Raw genomic sequence first — 21,061 nt, 5'->3', positions numbered from 1 at the left:
GATGGAGCGAAGCGCAATCCGGGGACTATCTCACCGCAGCGCGATCTGTCCCGGATTTCGCGGAGCCTGTCATCGGGCGCGCGTTCGCGCGACCCGTTGGCTCCATCCGGGCTACCAGAAACAATCAGATCACCACCACCTTCGCGCCGACACCGACGCGGCCGTAGAGATCAATCACGTCCTCGTTGCGCATGCGGATGCAGCCGGACGAGACGTTGGTGCCGATGGTCCAGGGCTCGTTGGAGCCGTGGATGCGATAGAGCGATGATCCCAGATACATCGCGCGTGCGCCGAGCGGATTTTGCGGGCCGCCTTCCATGTGCCGCGGCAGATCGGGACGGCGCGCCAGCATTTCCGGCGGCGGCGTCCAGGCCGGCCATTCCTTCTTCGCCGAGATCGTCTTGACGCCCGACCACGTGAAGCCGGGGCGGCCGACGCCAACGCCGTAGCGCAGCGCCTTGCCGTCGCCCTGCACCAGAAACAGGAACTTGTTTGGGGTGTCGATCACGATGGTGCCCGGGCTTTCCTTGCCGTGATACTCGACCACCTGCTTTTCATATTTCGGATCGAGCCGGTGCTGGGCGGGATCGACTGCTTCCTCCTCCTCGCGCCGCATCGACTGCTGCGGATCCATCGGCGGCAGCAGCGCGCGCCGCCCGGCATATCCGTAGTCCGGTTGCTGCTGATAGACGGGCTGCTGATAGCGCCCGCCCTGCGGCGCATCGCCGAACAGGAATTCGATGAAGCCGCCGCCCATGTTGGAGCGTTCGGCAGAAGCCATGCGCACCGGCGCCGGCTGGCGGGCGTAGATCACGGTGGGCTCAGTTGATGATGAGGCGTCGATCGCTGCAGCCTCACTGGCGAAGCAAAGGCAAGACACGCTCGCAAAGAGCGCAACAATGATTTTTCCGGACATCGACGTACTCTGTACTGTTCGTCACTTCGGGTTCGCGGGGCGCAACGATGAACGCCGCTGCGCGCGATCAATACAAATCAAAACCTAATCGGTTTGGTAAACAGAAGCCGCGTTTCGATTCACCACGTCGGCAATCGCGCACGGATTTGTCCGGTAGCGTTTATTTTGCGTGAACGCGGTCCCCTCATGGTTAATCGAGAGTGTGCGGCCGTGGGCAAAGCGCCGACATGCGATTTTGCGCCGTGAACCTGACGTTAAATCGCCATGGTTTAAAACACCCCGGCAATGAAGGGGGTGGGAAAAACTCATGTCGGTAAGTCGCAAACGTTTTCGTATCGAACAAGCCATTCTGGGCGATGCGCCAATTGTCATGCCTGCTGTTGAAGGCGGCGAGATCGGCCCGATGCATCGCGAGATCATGGCCGAGTTGCGCTCGATCCGCGCACAGATGGCGGCCTTCGGCCACACTCGCCCCGCAGCGGTCGAGGCCACAGACGTTGCGCGCGGGGTTGCCGAGAACCATGCGCTGCTGGAAACCTATCGCGCCCAGATCGAGCAGTGCGAGAAGCTGAAGGTCGAGCTCGACCTCATTCACGACGCCATCAGCCGCACCAAGCGCGAAATCGCCGTGCTGCACGGCAACAGCTTCAACGGCGAAGAAATGGCCAAGGTCAATGGCGAGCTCGGCGCCGTCGTCGGCGGCACCGAACAGGCCACCCAGCAAATTCTCGAAGCCACCGAAGCGATCGACCAGGCGGCGACCGCGCTTTCCAAGAACATTTCTCCGGATCAGCAGAAACTGCTCAGCGAGGAGATCCAGGAACGCGTCGTCTCGATCTTCGAGGCCTGCAATTTCCAGGACCTCACCGGCCAGCGCATCAGCAAGGTGATGAACACGATGAAGTTCATTGAGCAGCACATCGTCGAGATGATGGAAATCTGGGGTGGCGTCGACGCCATCAAGGCGCACGCACCCCCAATCGTCGATACCCGCGAAGGCGATGCCAAGCTGCTGAACGGTCCGAAGCTGGACGGCGACGACGGTCACGCCTCGCAGAACGACATCGACGCCCTGTTCGATTGATCGGGCTGGTTAACGCGCGCTAAACAAACGCCGGCAGCGATGCCGGCGTTTTTTGTTTCCACGATCGTCATTGCGAGCGAAGCGAAGCAATCCATTCCTCCGCTTGCGGTGCGATGGATTGCTTCGTCGCTTCCGCTCCTCGCAATGACGGTTTGTTGAATCCCGTGGGCCTCACGCCCGCGGCGCGCAGCGGACGTAGACCATATTGCCGTAACGGACCGCGGCATCCTTTTCGATGAAGCGGGTGACCATGACGCGGCCGTCGAACGAGACGATCTCGCGGTCCTGGTCGCCGCCGGCCGGGCCGGGCGGGCCGATATAGTTCTTGCCGCTCGGGCTGCCCTTGAGGCGCAGTTCCTGCGGCGTCGCCTGATCGGCCAGATGCATGACCACGCCACCATTGGCGCCGGCGCCGATCACGTAGGGCTGCTTGCACTGCCCGCGCGCCGCCGCTTCGGTGCGGGCGCGGTCATTGGGATTCTGGAACGAGGCGAGGCCCCAGCGGCCGACGATCTCGTCGGAGCGGATGGTTGCTGGCATTTCCGGCGCGACTTCGGGCTCGGGCGGCGGACTGGATGACAGCGACGGCAGGCTCATGCTGCTGCACGCCGCCAGCAAGATCGAAAGCGCCGACGCGATCGCCAGATTGGCAACCGTACGCGCATTACGTGAGCTGATCATCGCATTCCCCCGAGCAATCACTTGGCCGCTCCCGTCAAGCAGCCAACCGCAAAAAGTCTGCCGGAGCAATGACGTCGGTTAAAATTACGCCGCTGCACCGATTTGGTTTCCGAAGCACCATCCTACATTGGCCTCACCAAGGCTTTAATCCCCTTGTTTGCTTGACAGGATCGGCGCCAAGCCATATTCCCCGGCTCCACGTTTAGCACTCAAATACAACGATTGCTAAGGGTTGTGCTGCCTCGCCCGGGGCGGCGTCGAATACCCGGCATTCCCAGCCATTTTCGAGTGGTACAGACCCGAAACCTAGGCCTCCCAGAGGAACTTCAAGAGGAGACGTCATGGCCAAAACCAAATTCCGTCCACTGCACGACCGCGTCGTGGTCAAGCGCATCGATGCCGAAGAGAAGACCAAGGGCGGCATCATCATTCCCGATAGCGCCAAGGAAAAGCCGTCGCAGGGCGAAGTGATCGCCGTGGGCCCGGGGGGCCGCGATGAGGCCGGCAAGCTGCTTCCGATCGACCTCAAGGTCGGCGACCGCGTGCTGTTCGGCAAATGGTCGGGCACCGAGGTCAAGATCGAGAACGAGGAACTCCTGATCATGAAGGAGTCCGACATCATGGGCGTGCTGACTTAACAGTATGTTTCCTCACCCTGAGGAGGCAGCGAAGCTGCCGTCTCGAAGGGCCCAGCTTTCACAAATTTATCCTTCGAGACGCGGGCGATGCCCGCTCCTCAGGATGAGGACCGTTTTCTAGGAGCAATTCAAATGGCTGCCAAAGACGTTAAATTTTCAGGCGACGCCCGCGACCGCATGCTGCGCGGCGTCGACGTTCTCGCCAATGCGGTGAAGGTGACGCTCGGCCCGAAGGGCCGCAACGTCGTGATCGAGAAGAGCTTCGGCGCTCCCCGCATCACCAAGGACGGTGTCACCGTCGCCAAGGAAATCGAGCTCGAAGACAAGTTCGAGAACATGGGCGCGCAGATGCTGCGCGAAGTTGCCTCCAAGACCAACGACACCGCCGGCGACGGCACCACGACTGCGACTGTGCTGGCGCAGGCGATCGTGCGCGAAGGCGGCAAGGCGGTCGCCGCCGGCATGAACCCGATGGACCTCAAGCGCGGCATCGACATCGCGGTCCACGCCGTCGTCAAGGATATCGAGAAGCGCGCCAAGCCGGTCGCCTCCTCGTCCGAGGTCGCCCAGATCGGCACCATCTCGGCCAACGGCGACACCGCCATCGGCAAGATGATCGCACAAGCGATGCAGAAAGTCGGCAATGAAGGCGTGATCACGGTCGAGGAAAACAAGTCGCTCGAGACCGAAGTGGACATCGTCGAGGGCATGAAGTTCGACCGCGGCTACCTGTCGCCCTACTTCATCACCAACGCCGAGAAGATGACCGCCGAGCTGGAAGACGTTTACGTGCTCTTGCACGAGAAGAAGCTGTCCGGCCTGCAGTCGATGCTGCCGGTGCTGGAGGCCGTGGTGCAGTCGGGCCGTCCGCTGCTGATCATCGCCGAGGATGTCGAGGGCGAGGCGCTGGCGACGTTGGTGGTCAACCGCCTGCGCGGCGGCTTGAAGGTCGCCGCCGTCAAGGCGCCGGGTTTTGGCGATCGCCGCAAGGCGATGCTGGAAGACATCGCGATCCTGACCGGCGGTCAGCTCATCTCCGATGAACTCGGCATGAAGCTCGAAAGCGTCACCATCAACATGCTCGGCCGCGCCGGCAAGGTGGTGATCGACAAGGAAAACACCACGATCGTCAAAGGCGCCGGCAAGAAGAAGGACATCGAGGCCCGCGTCACCCAGATCAAAGCGCAGATCGAGGAGACCACCTCGGACTACGACCGCGAGAAGCTGCAGGAGCGCCTTGCAAAACTCGCCGGCGGCGTCGCGGTGATCCGCGTCGGCGGCGCGACCGAGGTCGAGGTTAAGGAGAAGAAGGACCGCGTCGAGGACGCCCTCAACGCGACCCGCGCGGCCGTGCAGGAAGGCATCGTGCCGGGCGGCGGCGTGGCGCTGCTCCGCGCCAAGAAGGCGGTCGGCCGCATCAACAACGACAATTCCGACGTTCAGGCCGGTATCAACATCGTGCTGAAGGCGCTGGAAGCCCCGGTTCGCCAGATCTCGGAAAACGCCGGGGTCGAGGGCTCGATCGTGGTCGGCAAGATCCTCGAGAACAAGTCGGAGACCTTCGGCTTCGACGCCCAGACCGAGCAATATGTCGACATGGTCGAGAAGGGCATCATCGATCCGGCCAAGGTGGTGCGCACCGCACTGCAGGACGCTTCGTCGGTGGCCGGCCTTTTGGTGACTACCGAAGCCATGGTCGCCGAACTGCCGAAGGAATCAGCGCCGGCGATGCCCGGCGGTGGCGGCGGCATGGGTGGAATGGGCGGCATGGGCTTCTGAGCCCGGCACCGTCTTCCTCAAACAGATCGAAGGCCGCCTCCGGGCGGCCTTCTTTTTTGCGATGACACCGAGGTTGCGAACGCACAGGCCGGCCACCGCAAGGGAGCGACAAGCTGCAATCTCACGTGATGCGGGCACACTGGCAGGGCTCCCTCCCCCCTTGCGGGGGAGGGTTGGGGAGAGGGGTAAGCCGCGCACTCGAACCGAAGGATCGGGCAAACCGGTGCGCGCCGCGGGCCAAGCTGAGAACCTTGTGTCGCGTTCGTCTGGCAGCGGAGCAAGCGGCACCCCTCTCCCTAACCCTCGAGCGAGCTTCGCTCGTCTCGGACCCCGCAAGGGGGGAGGGAACCCTTCCGCCGGTGCGTCCCTGACCAGTGCCAAGAAGCCGTAAGGCGACGTGAGACCGTCATGCAATGTCGAAATGTGAGGTGAGCACGCTCGCCGCGCTCCGTCCCCTTGCCGGATACGAGACGCACAAGCCTCCTCACGGCCTTCTTTTTGGCCGAAGCTAGCGAGGTTTGCTACCTAAGGCGTCTCCGATTCTGTGGTCTTAGGGATTTCTCATGCGCGCGCTCCCCCTTCTCCTGCTCGGTCTGGTGATAGCCTCCCCGAATTTCGCTATCGCCCAGATGAAACTGCAGCCCAAGACCGCGCCCGGTGCGACCGAGACGCGCTATTTCACCGCGATCGACGGGCTGATGGACGGCAATGCCGATGTCATCCTGAAGGAAACCCGCCAGGGCAAGAACGTCACCGCTGCTACGCTCGACGTCTGCTACCCCGCCGCGAAGGGCGCCGACCGCAAGGACCGCTTTGTCGCCAACCTCACCGTCAGCGGCCAGAACCTGACCGGCACCACGCAGAGCTTCGGTGACAAGCTGCCGGTCACGGTCAAGCTGTTGCGCAAGCCTGTCGGCGACACCTTCGAATTCCGCGGCCAGATCAGCATCGGCCAGACCGTGACCGAAGTGACCTCGACCGACAATTCCGATCTCAGCGAGAAGGAATTTTTGGACAACCAGACCAGCGACGACGGCATCACGCCGGCGCCGAAGGATTTTACCGACGTTTCGCCGGAAGCGATCGGCGTGCGGGTCAAGCTCGACGCCGCGTTGGACTTCCTCAAGAGTCTGAAGGGCGAGGCCGTCGAGGTCGGGCTTTCCAGCCTTTCGATCTCCTGCGACGCGCTGCGCGCCGGCGAGCAGACCATCAACCTGACGGCCGATCCGGAGCGCGCCGCCGCGCTGATCGCCAAGGCGAAGGCGGCACCAGGCGTGATCGCCGCGGGATGGACCAGCGGCAGCGTCGAAATGGACCGTACCATCCGTTTTGCAGCGGCCGATTGGCGCGACGGCGACAAGATCAACAGGGACAAAATCGCCTCGGCCATTTCAGGCGTGCTGGCGAAAACGCTTGCCGCCAAGCCGGCGGGCGCCGAGTGGGACGCCAACACCGGAAAACTGACGCTGAGCTTCAAGCGGCCGAGCCCGATCTATCCCGCGCTCGCGCTGACCGAAACTGTCGAGGTCACCGCGCTGGTCTCGCCGGATAAACCGGGCGGCACCGATCGGCTGATGCTGTGGATCTCGAGCCCGGTGATCACGACCGCGGATGAAGGCGCCGGCTCAAAACTGCATTTGTCGGAAGAGTCTACCGGCGACGAAGAAGGCGGCGAACCGAAGGACGACAATGGCTCGCTCGAAGCGCTGGCCAGGGAATTCAAGGGCCAGCGCTGGGACGCGGACAAGTCGGTGTGGAAGTAGAATGTGATAACCGAGCGCGTTACGGAGCCCGATTGTTAAGATTCGATTCAGTTTAAAGGAACATCATCGGCTAGCTGAACGTGGGCCAACGCCATGCACGACCGCGAGCCGAGTACCGTTGAAAGCATGTTGTCCGGGAATGCGGCTGGCGGGCTGGGGCCCGCGCTGCCGGCGAGCCTGTGGAATTCCCTCGATCGCGATGACGTATTGGTGGTGCGGGAGTCATTTCGCGACCGGGCGCGCAGCGCGTTGCTGGTCACCGTGGCCGTGGCGGCAAGCTTTGGGTTGGGATGGGCCGGCGGCCTGAGTTGGCCCGAGTTGGCAGGCATGCTCGGCCTTGAAACTGTTGCGCAGAAGGAAGCGCCCGCGCCGCGCATGGCTGAAGCACGGTCGAGCGGCAAGATTGAAGGCACCCGGAAGACCGCATCCACCTCAGACTCGCCCGCCGTCGTCGGAAGCATTCCCAAGCCGTCCGCCGTGTTGTCGGCCGGTGCACGCCCGTCTGCAGGCCCGGCCTCGCAGGCAAATGTGGGGCCCTCGGCGATTGCGATGCGGCCGCAGCCTTTGGTGGCGGCGCCGGAAACGAAGCCGACCACAATTTCCGGCTGGACAGTTGTCGACGTTCGGGATGGGACCGCCGTTCTCGAAGGTCCCGACGGGATCAGGATGGCCGCGCGCGGCGACACCATTCCCGGAATCGGACGTGTCGAATCCATCGTGCGCTGGGGCGGCCGCTGGGTCGTTGCCACCGCCAGCGGCCTGATCGCGACGCCCTGACCGAACTCCCGACCTAGTTCGTGTTGATGCGGAAGCGCAGCGTCTTCGCGCCGATGAACGACACGAAATCGCCCTGCCGCTTCCAGGTGCCGGCCTCGGCAAGCGCCGCGATCAGCTCATCATCTTGTTGCGCGCGATCCGGCGGACAAGTGCGGTTCTCCATCGCACCGGGAACGAAGATCACGGTATTGCCAGCCACCGAGAACTGGCCCTTGCCGCCCTTGCACCAGAGTTCGAAGATCACCTCGCCCTTGTCGCCGATCTCGAGATTGGGAATCCGCTTCGACCCGCGCTGACGATCCACGTCGAGTGTCATTTCCGAGCCGAACGGAAAGCCGTTATCGGCATTGGCCGGGCTGAGATGAAGTGTGGCGGCGATCAGCAGAATCGATGCCGCCTGTTTCGACATGCGTGCGAATGAAATCATGCAACCTCTCAAACGTCCAACATCGCGCGCCCTTCTATTGAACAACGACGTGATTGGCTAGCTGCCCGGCACTGCGAATTCGGCACTGCCCAATCGCTCACATCCTCGCGAAGTGGTCTCCGGTCCCGTGCCGTTGTGAGGATGCCAGGGTTGACTTCGACACCCGGACACGCCAACGCTGACCGCGGCACCCCGTGTGGCCTAGCCCCGTAAAATCACCAATTGTCCCGATTTTTCAGGCCTTTGAGGCCCTCCCCGGAGACGGCAATCTGTGAAAAACCTTCGCTCGATACTCGCCGCTGTATGGCGTATCTCGGTCCCCTATTTCCGTTCCGAGGACAAATGGGCCGGCCGCGGCTTGCTGGCCGCGGTCATCGCCATCGAGCTTGCGATCGTCGGCATAAACGTCCTGATCAATCAGTGGAACGCCCGCTTCTATAATGCGCTGCAGGAACGAAACTGGGACTCCTTCGTCAGCGAGATCATCTATTTCAGCGTCGTTGTGACCGTTTTTATCGTGCTGGCGGTCTATCAGCTCTATCTCAATCAATGGCTGCAGATCCGCTGGCGGCGCTGGATGACCGCGCAATATCTCGGTGACTGGCTACATCACGCCAATCACTACCGGATGCAGCTTCAGGGGGACGCAGCCGACAACCCCGACCAGCGCATGACCGACGACGTCAAGCTGTTCGTCGATCGCACGCTCAACATCGGCGTCGGCCTTTTGAACTCGATTGTCACCTTGGCGTCCTTTGTCGCGATCCTGTGGGCCCTGTCGAACGCCGCACCGCTGCACCTGTTCGGCCAAGATTACCCGATTCCGGGATACCTCGTCTGGGGCGCGCTTATCTATTCGGTACTCGGCACCATCCTGACCCATCTGATCGGCTGGCCGCTGGTCGGCATCGATTTCCGGCAGCAGCAATATGAAGCGGATTTTCGTTTCAACCTGGTCCGCGTGCGGGAAAATTCCGAGCAGATCGCGCTGTTGCACGGCGAGCAAGCCGAGCGCGAGCGCCTTATGGTTCGCTTCGGACGCGTCGTTGAAAACTGGCTCGCCATCATGAACCGGACCAAGAAGATAACGGCGTTCACGGCCAGCTATAATCAGGCTTCGGTGATCTTTCCCTATGTGCTGGTGGCACCTGCCTATTTCGCCGAGAAGATTCAGCTCGGCGGCATGATGCAAACCGCATCGGCGTTTTCGAACGTTCAGGGCGCGCTTTCGTTCTTTATCACCATCTATCGGCAACTGGCGGAGTGGCAGGCGGTGGTTAATCGTCTCGACGGATTCGAGGCGGGAATAGTGGCGGCGCGCGAACTCGCCGACCGCGACGATCGGATTCACGTCAACAAGGCAGGCGACGGCGCCATCGACCTCAAGGATTTGACGCTACGTCTGCCGAACGGAACGCCGCTTGTGAACGCAGATGGATTCAGCCTTCGCAAGGGCGAGCGTACGCTGGTAACCGGCCCGTCCGGCTCCGGCAAATCGACGCTGTTCCGCGCCATCGCCGGCATCTGGCCGTTCGGCTCCGGCTCGATCACCGTACCTGCCGGGGCGACCTTGATGATGCTGCCGCAACGCCCCTATTTCCCGACCGGAACGCTGCGAGCGGCAGTCGAATACCCCGCAAAGGAAGGGGCGTTCACGCCAGCTCAGATTAGCCAGACGCTCGAGTTGGTAGGATTGCCGAAGCTCGCTTCGCAACTGGACGAACACGGTCATTGGAATCGGACGCTTTCGCTCGGTGAGCAGCAGCGACTTGGATTGGCACGTGCGCTGTTGCATGTGCCGCAATACCTGTTCCTCGACGAGGCGACGGCGTCGCTCGACGAACCTTCGGAAGCGGCGCTCTATCGCCTGCTCGAGGCGAAATTGCCGGCCACTACCATCATCTCGATCGGGCATCGCTCGACGCTCGACGCCTTCCACGATCGCAATGTCGTGCTTGCCCGAGCCGGAGATGGATTCGCGCTGCAGGACAGCAAGAGCGCCACGGCATCGTAGCCATGTAGCCCGGATGGAGCGAAGCGAAATCCGGGACAGTCACTGCGGAGAGACGTTCCCGGATTACGCTCCGCTCCATCCGGGCTACGATTTTCCTACAGCCAGCGCCGCGGCCATGGCTGACGGCGCACCCAGCGGTGCCAGATGTAGGAGAATGCGGTTAGCAGCAGCGCGCCGGCCAGCACCGGCGCCAGCAGGAACGTCCAGGGCAGATTGCCGGAGACCACCAGCAGCGGATTGATGCCCGCCGGCGGGTGAAAAGTCCCGGTGACGTACATCGCCAGAATCGACAGGCCGACGGCGGCGGCCGCCGCCCAGGCCTGCGGTCCCGTCAGCTTCAGCACGGCGAGGCCGACCAGGGCCGACACCACATGACCGCCGATCAGGGCGCGCGGCTGCGCCGGCGCCACGTCAGGCGATCCGATCACCAGCACGATCGAGGTGGCAAACGGAATCACGGCGAGCGGACAATGCAAGGCGAGCGAGAACCACTCCATGGCGCCGATGGCGATCGCGCCGCCGAGGCCTGCGACCGCGCCCGCCAGAACGTTGCGGTGATCGTTGCGGGAGATCGCCCGATACGCCGCGCCGCCAATCCCGTTTCATCTGCGCTACCAAAAGAAAAGGGCGGCAGATTGCCTGCCGCCCCTCGTCTTCGACAGGAAGAAAGATCTTACTTCAGGTTGGTCATCGCGGTCAGGTCAGCCGAGAGCTTGACGATACCGGCGGCGCCGCACCACTTGGAGCCGACGCCAGACGGATTGATTGGGGTGAAGCTGCCGTTGAACGTCGCGGTATGATCGCTCGTGAAGGCGTTACAATCACCCTGCGACAGGTTGGTGTCGGAGTAACGGAAGTCCAGCGTGAACACCTTGTAGGTGAAGCCAATGCCGATGTTCCAGGTGTTGTAATCGGCATAGTTGATGCCGTTCGGGAACGCGGCCACGCCGTAGAAGGAGTCGGAGGTGCCGAGCCACTGACGGCCGAATTCACCGGACACATACATGCCGATGCCGCTGGCGCCAAACCAGGCGCTCGGCGCAATCGCCTTGCCGATGATCGACGCATAGGTGCCTTCGGCGCCGGTGTTCAGGAAGCTCGGCGTATAATAGACGTTACCACCGAGCGAGAAGTTGTCGTTGAAGGTGTAGTTCACCTTGCCATAGACCTCGAAGAAGCTGAGGTCCTTCTTGATGACGTTGCCGTTGAGCAGGGCATTGACCTGGCATTCGTTGCTGAGCGGCACACCCGCAGTGTCCGTTGCCGCACCGTAATGGCAGGTGCCGCCCGGATACATGTAGCCCCAGGCACCGACGTCGAAGGCGAATTGGCCGACCGTCAGGCGGGCGCCGCCATAGGCGTCGATTTCAGCCGCGGCACGGTTCGGGAAGGAGATGCTCGCACCGGCCAGACCGACATAGAGCTGGAAGTCCTTGGTGACGTTGTAGCGCGGCTCGAAATAGACGTTGACCGACGGCTTGTGGTTGGACTGGGTGATGCCGCGGAAGATGTAGTCGTTGGTGATCCCGGCGCCGAAGGCGATATCCCAGGGATCAAAGGCGACCGGCGGCGGCGCCTTGACGGCCTTCACCCGCAGATCCGCAGCGAGAGCCGAACCGGAAACCATTGCCAGCGCCGTTGCCAACAAAGCCACTTTCTTCATGTCGATCCCCATCACCCTTCTAGACAGTCCCGTTCCGGCGCCCCCCAAGGGCAAGCGATAACCGACTGCGGCCAAATGTCTTAACGTGGTCACAGAGTGGGCCGCGGCATCATTGTCGTGAAGCAAAAAAGTCAAGCACGTGCCGCCTTTTTGGGCGTTTGTGACGTTTCACGAAATCTTCTCCGCGTGTGTTGCATTCTCACAACAATTTTACGGGTTCCCGGATCCCCCGGTGGCGTCCTGACCGGAAAGGGCGGCACCGGCGACACACCGGAGGGCGGCTCTCGCGAATCAGCCCGCCCGTGAAAATACCGCTCCAATCACCTGGGCAGTCCTCACGAAAAAGGCCGCAGCGGTGGACACTGCGGCCTTTCGAAATATCGTCTCGGCGAGCGAGTTAGAGCGGGATGACTTTTCTTCGAATCGTCATCCCGCTCTAGCTTTTTGTCTGAGCATGATCTTTTCGGAAAACCGGTACCCGCTTTTCCGGATCATGCTCTAGTGCTGGTCGCCGCCGTTTGAGGAGCTCCACGACGGGTTAGACGGCTCCGGGGAAGCCCAACTCGGAGCAGACGCCGTCGCCTCGGCTTCCGGCTCAGGCGCCGCCGGCTCCGCCTTGGGAGCGGCAGGCTTGGCCGCCCTCTTTTTCTTGGCCGGGCTCTTCTTTGCAGCCTTCTTCGGTGCGGCCTTTGATTTCTTGGCCGCCTTCTTGGCGGATTTCGTCGCCGCTTTCTTGGCGCCCTTCTTCGCCGATTTCTTGGCAGCCTTCTTCGCCGACTTCTTGGCGGACTTCTTCCTCGCTGCTACGGCCTTCTTGGCTTTTTTAGCCTTCTTCGCCTTCTTACTCTTCTTCGCCATCGTAGTCCTCCTGTTGCGCTGTCCATGCTGCCGAGCGCTTCGTTAATCCGCAGGCTAGACCGGGACGACACTTCTTCGAAGTGCCCTCCCGCTCCATCCTTGTCTGGGCATGATCTCGGGCGAGACGCCTAGCGCGCCTGTCCCGAGGAAAACCGGATGCCATCCGCTATCGAGGCGCGGAGCAGGCTTTCCGGATCATGCTCAAGGGCCGATCGATCAATTCAATCCTGGCCTGGGACCTCCCGTCGCCCAATCGAGAAGCTCAATCGTGTGCACCACAGGAACTGATGTACCGCCGGCAATCTGAACCATGCATCCAATATTGCCTGCAGCGATCATGTCCGGTTTGACTGTCGCAATGTTGGCAACCTTTCGATCGCGCAACCTGCTCGCAATGTCGGGCTGGAGAATGTTGTAGGTCCCCGCCGAACCGCAACACAAATGGCTCTCAGGTACATCTTTCACCACGAATCCATTCTTGGAAAGCAATTCTTTCGGAAGGGCTGTGATTTTCTGTCCGTGCTGCAGCGAACAGGCCGAGTGATAGGCCACCGTTACGTCGCCTTTCTGGCTCGATGGCGTGAGCGCGATGCCGGCGAGATACTCGGTGATATCCTTTGCCAACGCGGAGATTTGCGCTGCGGGGCTAGCGAAATCGCGATCCTCGCGCAGCATGAAACCATAGTCCTTGATGACCGTGCCGCAGCCCGACGCCGTGATCAGGATGGCGTCGAGGCCGTCTTGTTCCGCTTCCTTTTTCCACACCTTAATGTTGGCACGCGCTCGCGCCAGCGCGTCGCCGTCCTGCCCGAGGTGGTGAGTGAGCGCGCCGCAGCATTGCTCGTCCTTGACCAGGACGACCTCGATGCCGTGGCGCGTCAGGAGATTGATGGCAGCCTGGTTGATGCGCGGTGCCAGCACCTGCTGGGCACAGCCCTGCAATAGCGCGACCCGCCCGCGCTTCTCGCCCTGGGCCGGAAACACGCTGCCGCCCGAGGGGCCCGGCGGAGGAAGGCGCTTCGGCGCGAGCGCCAGCATCGCCTTGATCCGCCGCATCAGGCCCGGGGTCTCAGCCGCCTTCGCCGGCAGCAGGGCTGCAAAGGGGCGGGCGAGCCGCGCCATGATCATGCTGGCGCGAAACAGCTCTGGCCGCGGCAGCACGAGCGCCAGCACCGCGCGCAAGGCCCGCTCGGCCACCGGCCGCGAATAGTCCCTCTCGATCCGGACCCGCGCCTGATCGACCAGGTGCATGTAATGCACGCCGGACGGACAGGTGGTCATACAGGCGAGGCAGGAAAGGCAGCGGTCGATATGCTTGACCACCTCCGCTGTCGGCGGACGGCCCTTTTCCAGCATCTCCTTGATCAGGTAGATCCGCCCGCGCGGGCTATCGAGCTCGTCGCCGAGCAGCACATAGGTCGGACAAGTCGCGGTGCAGAAGCCGCAATGCACACAGGCGCGCAGGATCTTGTCGGCTTCGGCGATGTCGGGGTCGGCCAGTTGCGTAAGGGAGAACTCGGTTTTCATGACGCAGATACCCTCACCATCCGGCCGCGGTTGAGGATGATTTTCGGATCGAAGCTGTGGCGCACGCGCTCGCTCAGCGCGGCGATGCCGCCGGATTGCGGATGGAAGACGTCGACATTTCGCCTGGTCTCCTCGGACGCGCGGATCAGCGAAGCGTGGCCGCCGGCCGCCTCGACGCGCTGACGCACCATCGCGGCCAGCGCGTCCGGCTTGGGCGGCAGCGCAGCCCAGATCAGGCCGCCGCCCCAATCATAGATCACGTCACCCCCGGTCTCGCGCGCCAGCGCCTGTCCGAGCGCGCCGCCGGACGCCGGTGGACAGACGATTCGCCACACCGGCCAAGCGCCCAGCGCGCCGCTTGCGGCGAAAGGTTCGACATCGCGGATCGCGCTCCAGAGTGTTGCCGAGGCAGCGTCCTCCAGCATTTCCACCGGGCCAAATGGCGCCAGCGTTTTGCCCAGCGAAGTGGCGCGATCCGCGACTGAAGCTGCGATGCCTTCAAGCCGCAAGAGCGTGGCCGCCCGCCCCTGAGAGGCAATATCTGCAAGCGCGCCGGTCGCGGGGCGGAACGCCGAATTCGGCAGGTGCGCCGCGCCCGAGACGTCGAACGGCGAGCCGAGTGCCGCGGTCATCGCCCGGTTCGCGGCCACATCATCGAGCCCGGATAGCACCAGCGTGCGCTCGCTCTCAGGCTTGGGCATCACTTTGAGGGTGACTTCCGTCATCACGGCCAGTGTGCCCCACGACCCCGCCAGGAGCTTGCAGAGATCGTAGCCGGTGACGTTCTTCACCACCCGTCCGCCGGTCTTGAAGCTGTCGCCGAAGCCGGACACCGCATGCGCCCCAAGCAGGTGATCACGGACGCCGCCGGCCTTGATGCGGCGCGGACCGGCGAGACCGGAGCCGATCATACCGCCGATGGTGCCATTGCCGGACACGCCTGTCAGCGCCGACGTATCGATCGGCTCGAAGGCGAATTGCTGGTTCTTGGAATCGATCAGCGACTGCACGTCGGCGAGCGGGGCGCCGGCCTGCACTGTGATGATCAGCTCGTTCGGCTCATAGGCGCTGACGGCGTTCAGCGCCGACACATCGAGCACCGCATTGGTCGCCATCGGCTGGCCGATGCCACGCTTGGTGCCTTGGCCGACGATCTCCAGCGGCTGCTCATTGCCGATCGCCGCGCGCACGATCTCCTCGACGTCCTTGGCGTCACGGACTCTTAACGTGTCCACGGCGCACCTGAATTGCACACGCCGTCTACGGTGTGATGGTGGACCAGGACAAAGCGATCAATTTCGCCGATCCTCGCCCGAGGTTTGCTGATACAGAGTCGCTGCCTGTCTCCCGTCAGCGCCCGGGGCTTACCCCTCTCCCCAGCCCTCCCCCGCAAGGGGGGAGGGAGCCCATCCGCCCGTGCGCCCCTGACGGGCTGCGATTCTCCTGTTCCTCCGCAAGACGCTGAAGCCATGAGGCAAAGTGAGGTGAGTACGCTCTTCGGGCTCCCTCCCCCCTTGCGGGGGAGGGTTGGGGAGAGGGGTAAGCCGCACGGGCGGTGTTCATGAATAAACCGCTCGAATGTGCGCATGACTTTGTTCATCACTAAAATCTCGGAATATCCGGAAACGCCAGTCTGCCGGCGTGAACATGCATGCGGCCGAGTTCGGCGCAGCGGTGCAGCGTCGGAAACACTTTTCCGGGGTTGAGCAGGCCCTGCGCGTCGAAGGCGCATTTCAGGCGCTGCTGCTGGTTGAGGTCGATCTCGGTAAACATCTCGCCCATCAGATCGCGCTTCTCGATACCGACGCCATGCTCGCCGGTGAGCACGCCGCCGAATTCGACGCAGGCCCGCAGGATATCGGCGCCGAAGGCTTCCGCCCGCTCGATCTCGCCGGGCTTGTTGGCATCGTAAAGGATCAAGGGGTGCAGATTGCCATCGCCGGCGTGAAACACGTTGGCGACGCGCAGATCGTATTTCACCGAGAGGTCGCGGATGCGCGCGAGCGCCTTCGGCAGCGCGCCGCGCGGGATGGTGCCATCCATGCAGAGATAGTCGGGCGATATCCGGCCCACCGCCGGAAACGCCGCCTTGCGGCCGGCCCAGAACAGGTTGCGCTCAGCCTCCGACGTCGAAATCTGGCAACTCGTCGAGCCGCAGCCTTGCGCGATCGCCTCGACCCGCTTGATCAATTCGTCGACCTCGACGCTTGGACCATCGAGCTCGATGATCAGAAGCGCCTCGACATCGAGCGGATAGCCGGCGTGAACAAAAGCTTCCGCGGCGTGGATTGCCGGCTTGTCCATCATCTCCATGCCGCCCGGAATGATGCCGGCGCCGATGATTCGTGCGACGCATTCGCCGGCGGCCTCGACCTCGGCAAAGCCGACCATTAGCGCCCGGGCCGTCTCCGGCTTCTGCAGGATTCGCACCGTGATCTCGGTGATGACGCCGAGCAGGCCCTCCGAGCCGGTGATGACGCCCATCAAATCGTAGCCGCAATTTTCGGCGGCCTTGCCGCCGATGTGCAGGATCTCGCCGGACATCAGCACGATCTCGCAGCCCAGCACGTTGTTGGTGGTCATGCCGTATTTCAGGCAATGCACGCCGCCGGAATTCTCCGCGACATTGCCGCCGATCGAGCAGGCGATCTGCGAGGAGGGATCAGGCGCGTAATAAAAACCGGCATGCGCCACCGCCTGGCTGATGGCGAGGTTGGTGACGCCGGGTTCGGTCACCACCACGCGGTTGTCGAAATCAATCTCGCGGATGCGCTTGAACTTGCCCAAGCCCAGTAGCACGCCGTCCACGAGCGGCAGCGCGCCGCCTGACAGTGACGTGCCGGAACCGCGCGGCACCACCTTGATGCCCTGTTCGAAGCAGTATTTCAGGACCTGTGAGACCTGCTCCGTGGTGTCGGGCAGCACCACGACCATCGGCGGCTGCCGGTAGGCTGTGAGACCATCGGACTCATAGGCCAGCATCTCGGCCGCGCTGTCGATCACGCCCTCGCCCGGCACGATCGCGCGAAGAGCGGCGACGATGGCATCCCGGCGTTCCAGAACCGCCTGATCGGAAGCCGGCATCATGATGGCCATGCGAGTCCTCCAGGCCCGGCGAATAACGATTTGTGGTGGCAAATCAAGCACGTCTACCAGGGTTTGGGTAGGCTATCCGAAGGTCGGATTGCCACGCTTAAAATGATCAGTTCTCTCTGGGACAAGTCGGCAATGGTGAAACCTGTCAAAGTTTCGTGGCTTGTCCAATCCAAGCGGGCCTGCCACAAGAAATCCGCCTCCCTGGGAAGAAACGAAGAGCACCACATGAAAACATCGACTTTGAGCGCCCTGGTCGTCGTTACCTCATTGGCCGCGGCATCGGGCGCGCTGGCGCAGGACGTCGCCGCGGGCAAAACCTCGTTCAACAAATGCCTGGCCTGCCATGCGATTGGCGAGGGCGCCAAGAACAAGGTCGGCCCGGTACTGAACGGGCTCGATGGCCGCAAGTCCGGCACCATCGAAGGTTATTCCTATTCGGAAGCCAACAAGAATTCCGGCATCACCTGGGGCAAGGATGTGTTCCTCGAATACATCAAGGACCCCAAGGCAAAAATTCCCGGCACCAAGATGATCTTCGCTGGTATCAAGAACGAGAAAGAGGCCGGCGATCTCTGGGCCTATATCGCCTCCTTCGACAAGGACGGGAAGCAGAAATAAAACCTAGGCCTCATGCTCGTATCCATCGAGCAGCTTTGAGTCAGCCTCTCGTGTCGTCCCACCCTCCCCTGGAGGGGTCCGAGACGAGCGAAGCTCGCTCGAGGGTCGGCTCACATGGAGCGCAGCGGAATGTGAGACGGGGTGGGGTGATCTCTCCACTCGGTCACTGCTGGCTGTGGAGAGACCGTCACCCCGCCCCGCCGCTACGCGGCGACCCACGAGCGAACTTCGCTCGTCTCGGACCCCTCCAGGGGAGGGTGAAGAATGCAGCCCTGCTCTGGTTGCGAGAGTTCCAGCACTCGCACCGTCAAGCCAGCGTGTGCACGATCACCGGCCCGGCCAAGGCGGTCGCCGGCCCGGTCAACAGCGGCGCCAGGTCGTGCTCGATCCACGCCAGCGCGCGCTTGTTGGATTCCTCGGCGGCCGCAAAATTGTTGAACAGGCTGATCGCGATCACGGTGTCGTCGGGCGCATAGACCACGTAATAGCCCATGAAACCTTCGACGCCGCTGATGACGGGAATCGCGCCCTCCTTGATTCTGCGTGTCAGCTCTTCTGCCTTGCCGGGCTTGGCCTTGCCCTGACGAATGGCGGCGTACATGGGGCTCTCCCTTCGAAGGTAAGCTGCCCGATATCGCAACTCCTAGGCTTCATCCCTCGCGGGACGAGCAGCGGAATCCCGCGCACGTTGATCGTATCTCATCCGATGCCGTCGGGCCACGCGCACGCTCAAGGCGCCGCTGCGGCCGCCACACTCGGCGGCAATGCGCCTATCATTGCCTCCAGTTCGGTGATGACGAGATCGGGAACCGCATTCTGAATCATGTGACCCACGCCCGGCAGTACGATCAATTTCACGTTCGGGGCGGCCGCCGCGAACGGCCGTGAGTGGATGTTGATCGATACCGTCTTGTCGGCGTCGCCGGTGATGATGGTGACGGGCGCCTTGATCTCGCCGTAGCGCGGCGCCTGCTCGGCCACCGCCGCTTTCAGCGTCACCAGATCGCGCGCATTGGCGATGAATTCGCGCGGCCGCAGCAACAGCGGCGTGGCGGTGTTTTTGACAAAACCGTCCGGCATGGTTTGCGGCAGGAACACGCCGCGCGCGCCCGAATCCGCCAGCAGCATTCCGAGCGGCAGCGTGATGGTGTAGGCGAACAGCGGTCCGACCACTGGCGTGGCGATCAGTTTGTTGTAGCGCCCGACGCCGCCGGGCCAGGGATAGGCCACCGGCGCGAGCATCACCAAGCCGGCGACCGCCTGTGGGTAGTCCAGCGCGATGCGCGCCCCCAACGCGCCGGCCCAGGAATGCGCCACGAAGATCGCTCGGCCGACGCCAAGCTTGGTCAGCGCCTCCTCGATCATGCGGGCCTGAATTTCGGGCGTGGAGTCCTCAGGGCGGGCGCGGGTGCTCCAGCCATGCCCGGGACGGTCGATCAGGATCACGCGGTGCTTTCTGGCAAGCTGCTCCCCGACTGGCTGCCGCATCACTTCCAGGTTGGAACTGGCGCCGTGCAGCATCACGACCGGCGGCCCCGCTGCATCGCGCGGGCCGATATCGAGAATATGGAGCGCCCCGCCCGCCACCTCGACCATCCTGCCCTGGGCCGGATGGGCCCGCTGCGCGAGAAAAACGCCGGCTTGCGTGATCAGCGCTAGCACCGCCAGCGCCGCCACTAAAATCACCACCAACATCGAGAGTTTCCGGCTGATTTTTTGCACCAGCGAGCTACGGCCCCGACCGGCACGGGATTCGGAGATTGTCCACAGGGGGCCAACCCTGTGGATAGCGGGGTCATACTGACGTCATCAGCAAATTTGTACAGTGACGTTGCCACTTTCGCCACGTGTGCGCGTGCCTGATTAGGGGGTAGCCAAGCGCCTGCACTGTACCCGACATCCACAGGAACAGGGTCGCTCACTACAAATTGTTCCAGCGTATCATCGGAGGACTACCCATGATTTCCGACGCAAGCGAAGCCGCCATCGATCAGATCGTAGCGAGTTGCAATGGCGACATCCGCGGCGCACTCAAGGCACTGCTGCGGGTCAACGAGCAGCTTGAGACGGAGTTGGCGCAAATCTACGCTGCGGTAGGCCTCGACGGTCTGGCCCGCGGCAGCAACGCCATACACTAGGTCTTGTGGGCCGGCGCGTTTTCCAAGCGCAAAACGGCTCAAGAGCACTCTGGTTGGATCAGTGCTCGTTTCCGGCGTCTCTGCGGGCGGCTCGTCCACCGCCGGGCATTGGCTGATGGGTCGAACGGGCCAGCTTGGCAGCGTTGAGCGACTTGTAAGGTCGGGCGCCGAATCTGATCTTTCCGCCGACCTGGGCGTCGACGACGGGATTGCATCGCGCCGGCTAGCAGCAGTGATTTCATCGCTCGCTGTGTCACGCAGTCAGCCATGATAGCGCGCAACGGCGCGACGTTACTGCCTGATGCAAGTTGCGGAAACCGGGGTTAAACCGCGAAGGTCAGATATCGCGGCCTTCGACCTTTTCGGTCAGCGTCTTGACCAGTTCCGGCACCTTCTCGAGATGCGGATTGACGGCCAGCGCCTTGCGGAACGCTTCCAGCGCGCGCTTTTCGTCGCCGATCTCCTGCATGATCATGCCGAGCCCGGCCAGTGCGCCGAAATGCCGGGGCTCGCGCGTCAGCACCTGGCGGATGTCCTCGAGCGAGCGGGTATAGTCGTTCTTCAGGTAGTACAGCGTGGCCCGGCGGTTCCATGCCTCGACGTAATCGGGGCGCAGCTTGACGAGGGAATCCAGCAACTTCAGCGCGACGTCGATCTTCTGCGCGTCCATCGCGGCCTTGGCGCGCAGCATCAACAGTGCAGCCGTGTCGCTCGGCGTCTGCATCCACAGCGCCCAGATCCGCGCCTCGACGTGTTTGGCGCTGGCTTCATCGGGGGCAGCTTTCAGGGCACCGAACAGGAAATCCAGCCCGCGGGTGCGGTCAGCGCCGACCTTGGGAAGCTTGCTCGGCGCTTCCGGCAATTTCTTCTCGGTTTTCGGCGGGGGAATGACCCTGGGGTCGTTCTGGGCAAACGCAGCCACCGGTACGGCTGCCATGGCAGCAGCGAGAACCACAATCCGGCAATTACAGGCGCCCGGGAATCTCAAAACCATGGGACAAGTCTAGACGCACAAAATCGCGCCGCAAAGCAGCAGATCGTCAAAGACCCGTGAAGCGAAGAAAAAAGCCGGCTCAGCGCCA

20 protein-coding genes are annotated in these 21,061 nt (G+C 62.8%); 8 read left to right on the top strand and 12 right to left on the bottom strand.

Annotation, left to right across the window (positions count from 1 at the left end; translation table 11 throughout):
• Positions 1-124: 124 nt before the first annotated feature.
• A complete protein-coding gene (locus IVA95_RS38465) occupies positions 125-916 on the bottom strand; it encodes a L,D-transpeptidase (RefSeq protein WP_247515276.1) in 792 nt (263 codons plus the stop codon).
• 307 nt (positions 917-1,223) lie between these two features.
• Between IVA95_RS38465 and IVA95_RS38460 the strand changes: the two genes are divergently transcribed.
• Positions 1,224-2,000, top strand: coding sequence for a protein phosphatase CheZ (locus tag IVA95_RS38460; RefSeq protein ID WP_247515275.1), 777 nt, complete (start codon positions 1,224-1,226; stop codon positions 1,998-2,000).
• Positions 2,001-2,171: 171 nt separating this feature from the next.
• On the opposite strand, the gene IVA95_RS38455 is transcribed toward IVA95_RS38460, so the two are convergent.
• Positions 2,172-2,681 (bottom strand): hypothetical protein, encoded by a 510-nt coding sequence (locus tag IVA95_RS38455; RefSeq protein WP_247515274.1) that lies wholly within the window; start codon positions 2,679-2,681, stop codon positions 2,172-2,174.
• Between the two features lie 341 nt (positions 2,682-3,022).
• On the opposite strand from IVA95_RS38455, the gene IVA95_RS38450 reads away from it, so the two are divergent.
• The 4 genes from IVA95_RS38450 to IVA95_RS38435 all read left to right on the top strand — a co-directional run bounded on the left by IVA95_RS38450 (position 3,023) and on the right by IVA95_RS38435 (position 7,638).
• A complete protein-coding gene (locus IVA95_RS38450) occupies positions 3,023-3,319 on the top strand; it encodes a co-chaperone GroES (RefSeq protein ID WP_247515273.1) in 297 nt (98 codons plus the stop codon).
• A gap of 132 nt (positions 3,320-3,451) precedes the next feature.
• Entirely contained in the window at positions 3,452-5,098 is a 1,647-nt protein-coding gene (gene groL, locus IVA95_RS38445) for a chaperonin GroEL (RefSeq protein WP_247515272.1), read from the top strand.
• Positions 5,099-5,661: 563 nt separating this feature from the next.
• Complete coding sequence (locus IVA95_RS38440; protein ID WP_247515271.1) at positions 5,662-6,861, top strand: hypothetical protein; 1,200 nt, start codon at positions 5,662-5,664, stop codon at positions 6,859-6,861.
• 129 nt (positions 6,862-6,990) lie between these two features.
• Positions 6,991-7,638, top strand: a complete 648-nt coding sequence (locus tag IVA95_RS38435; protein WP_247515270.1) for a hypothetical protein — start codon at positions 6,991-6,993, stop codon at positions 7,636-7,638.
• Between the two features lie 13 nt (positions 7,639-7,651).
• On the opposite strand, the gene IVA95_RS38430 is transcribed toward IVA95_RS38435, so the two are convergent.
• Positions 7,652-8,065, bottom strand: coding sequence for an META domain-containing protein (locus tag IVA95_RS38430; protein WP_247515269.1), 414 nt, complete (start codon positions 8,063-8,065; stop codon positions 7,652-7,654).
• Between the two features lie 271 nt (positions 8,066-8,336).
• On the opposite strand from IVA95_RS38430, the gene IVA95_RS38425 reads away from it, so the two are divergent.
• A complete protein-coding gene (locus IVA95_RS38425) occupies positions 8,337-10,079 on the top strand; it encodes an ABC transporter ATP-binding protein/permease (protein WP_247515268.1) in 1,743 nt (580 codons plus the stop codon).
• 95 nt (positions 10,080-10,174) lie between these two features.
• On the opposite strand, the gene IVA95_RS38420 is transcribed toward IVA95_RS38425, so the two are convergent.
• From IVA95_RS38420 to IVA95_RS38395, 6 genes are all read right to left on the bottom strand, one after another.
• Positions 10,175-10,576 carry an HPP family protein gene (locus tag IVA95_RS38420; protein ID WP_247515267.1) on the bottom strand — a complete coding sequence of 134 codons (402 nt, stop codon included), beginning with the start codon at positions 10,574-10,576 and terminating at the stop codon, positions 10,175-10,177.
• A 176-nt stretch (positions 10,577-10,752) separates the two neighbouring features.
• Positions 10,753-11,742 (bottom strand): TorF family putative porin, encoded by a 990-nt coding sequence (locus IVA95_RS38415; RefSeq protein WP_213248002.1) that lies wholly within the window; start codon positions 11,740-11,742, stop codon positions 10,753-10,755.
• A 498-nt stretch (positions 11,743-12,240) separates the two neighbouring features.
• Positions 12,241-12,600 carry a hypothetical protein gene (locus tag IVA95_RS38410; RefSeq protein WP_213248000.1) on the bottom strand — a complete coding sequence of 120 codons (360 nt, stop codon included), beginning with the start codon at positions 12,598-12,600 and terminating at the stop codon, positions 12,241-12,243.
• A 216-nt stretch (positions 12,601-12,816) separates the two neighbouring features.
• Positions 12,817-14,127, bottom strand: coding sequence for a glycolate oxidase subunit GlcF (gene glcF, locus IVA95_RS38405; RefSeq protein WP_247515266.1), 1,311 nt, complete (start codon positions 14,125-14,127; stop codon positions 12,817-12,819).
• The gene (locus IVA95_RS38400) at positions 14,124-15,362 is read right to left on the bottom strand and encodes an FAD-binding protein (RefSeq protein WP_247515265.1); all 1,239 of its coding nucleotides are present in this window, start codon (positions 15,360-15,362) and stop codon (positions 14,124-14,126) included. Before IVA95_RS38400 ends, glcF begins: the two co-directional genes overlap by 4 nt.
• A gap of 367 nt (positions 15,363-15,729) precedes the next feature.
• The gene (locus tag IVA95_RS38395; RefSeq protein ID WP_247515264.1) at positions 15,730-17,223 is read right to left on the bottom strand and encodes an FAD-linked oxidase C-terminal domain-containing protein; all 1,494 of its coding nucleotides are present in this window, start codon (positions 17,221-17,223) and stop codon (positions 15,730-15,732) included.
• 225 nt (positions 17,224-17,448) lie between these two features.
• Here IVA95_RS38395 and cycA point away from each other — a divergent pair, with 225 nt between their 5' ends.
• A complete protein-coding gene (gene cycA / locus IVA95_RS38390; protein ID WP_247515263.1) occupies positions 17,449-17,841 on the top strand; it encodes a cytochrome c-550 CycA in 393 nt (130 codons plus the stop codon).
• 307 nt (positions 17,842-18,148) lie between these two features.
• On the opposite strand, the gene IVA95_RS38385 is transcribed toward cycA, so the two are convergent.
• Positions 18,149-18,442, bottom strand: a complete 294-nt coding sequence (locus IVA95_RS38385; protein ID WP_247515262.1) for an antibiotic biosynthesis monooxygenase — start codon at positions 18,440-18,442, stop codon at positions 18,149-18,151.
• A 128-nt stretch (positions 18,443-18,570) separates the two neighbouring features.
• Positions 18,571-19,536, bottom strand: coding sequence for an alpha/beta hydrolase (locus IVA95_RS38380; RefSeq protein ID WP_247515261.1), 966 nt, complete (start codon positions 19,534-19,536; stop codon positions 18,571-18,573).
• A gap of 263 nt (positions 19,537-19,799) precedes the next feature.
• Between IVA95_RS38380 and IVA95_RS38375 the strand changes: the two genes are divergently transcribed.
• Positions 19,800-19,979 (top strand): hypothetical protein, encoded by a 180-nt coding sequence (locus tag IVA95_RS38375; RefSeq protein WP_213247988.1) that lies wholly within the window; start codon positions 19,800-19,802, stop codon positions 19,977-19,979.
• Between the two features lie 337 nt (positions 19,980-20,316).
• Here the strand turns inward: IVA95_RS38375 and IVA95_RS38370 are convergent, their stop codons facing one another.
• Positions 20,317-20,916 (bottom strand): tetratricopeptide repeat protein, encoded by a 600-nt coding sequence (locus IVA95_RS38370; protein WP_247515260.1) that lies wholly within the window; start codon positions 20,914-20,916, stop codon positions 20,317-20,319.
• Positions 20,917-21,061: the final 145 nt, after the last annotated feature.

Source organism: Bradyrhizobium sp. 157 (assembly GCF_023073815.1).
Taxonomy (GTDB): Bacteria; Pseudomonadota; Alphaproteobacteria; order Rhizobiales; family Xanthobacteraceae; genus Bradyrhizobium.
This window is presented reverse-complemented; position numbering and strand designations above follow the sequence as displayed.

Coding starts and splice junctions, on each gene's coding strand:
- IVA95_RS38375 (WP_213247988.1), top strand. CDS start 19,800: ATGATTTCCGACGCAAGCGAAGCCGCCATCGATCAGATCGTAGCGAGT.
- IVA95_RS38460 (WP_247515275.1), top strand. CDS start 1,224: ATGTCGGTAAGTCGCAAACGTTTTCGTATCGAACAAGCCATTCTGGGC.
- cycA (WP_247515263.1), top strand. CDS start 17,449: ATGAAAACATCGACTTTGAGCGCCCTGGTCGTCGTTACCTCATTGGCC.
- IVA95_RS38455 (WP_247515274.1), bottom strand. CDS start 2,681: ATGATCAGCTCACGTAATGCGCGTACGGTTGCCAATCTGGCGATCGCG.
- IVA95_RS38430 (WP_247515269.1), bottom strand. CDS start 8,065: ATGATTTCATTCGCACGCATGTCGAAACAGGCGGCATCGATTCTGCTG.
- IVA95_RS38385 (WP_247515262.1), bottom strand. CDS start 18,442: ATGTACGCCGCCATTCGTCAGGGCAAGGCCAAGCCCGGCAAGGCAGAA.
- IVA95_RS38465 (WP_247515276.1), bottom strand. CDS start 916: ATGTCCGGAAAAATCATTGTTGCGCTCTTTGCGAGCGTGTCTTGCCTT.
- IVA95_RS38420 (WP_247515267.1), bottom strand. CDS start 10,576: ATGGAGTGGTTCTCGCTCGCCTTGCATTGTCCGCTCGCCGTGATTCCG.
- IVA95_RS38415 (WP_213248002.1), bottom strand. CDS start 11,742: ATGAAGAAAGTGGCTTTGTTGGCAACGGCGCTGGCAATGGTTTCCGGT.
- IVA95_RS38440 (WP_247515271.1), top strand. CDS start 5,662: ATGCGCGCGCTCCCCCTTCTCCTGCTCGGTCTGGTGATAGCCTCCCCG.
- IVA95_RS38410 (WP_213248000.1), bottom strand. CDS start 12,600: ATGGCGAAGAAGAGTAAGAAGGCGAAGAAGGCTAAAAAAGCCAAGAAG.
- groL (WP_247515272.1), top strand. CDS start 3,452: ATGGCTGCCAAAGACGTTAAATTTTCAGGCGACGCCCGCGACCGCATG.
- IVA95_RS38380 (WP_247515261.1), bottom strand. CDS start 19,536: ATGTTGGTGGTGATTTTAGTGGCGGCGCTGGCGGTGCTAGCGCTGATC.
- IVA95_RS38370 (WP_247515260.1), bottom strand. CDS start 20,916: ATGGCAGCCGTACCGGTGGCTGCGTTTGCCCAGAACGACCCCAGGGTC.
- IVA95_RS38395 (WP_247515264.1), bottom strand. CDS start 17,223: ATGGCCATCATGATGCCGGCTTCCGATCAGGCGGTTCTGGAACGCCGG.
- glcF (WP_247515266.1), bottom strand. CDS start 14,127: ATGAAAACCGAGTTCTCCCTTACGCAACTGGCCGACCCCGACATCGCC.
- IVA95_RS38450 (WP_247515273.1), top strand. CDS start 3,023: ATGGCCAAAACCAAATTCCGTCCACTGCACGACCGCGTCGTGGTCAAG.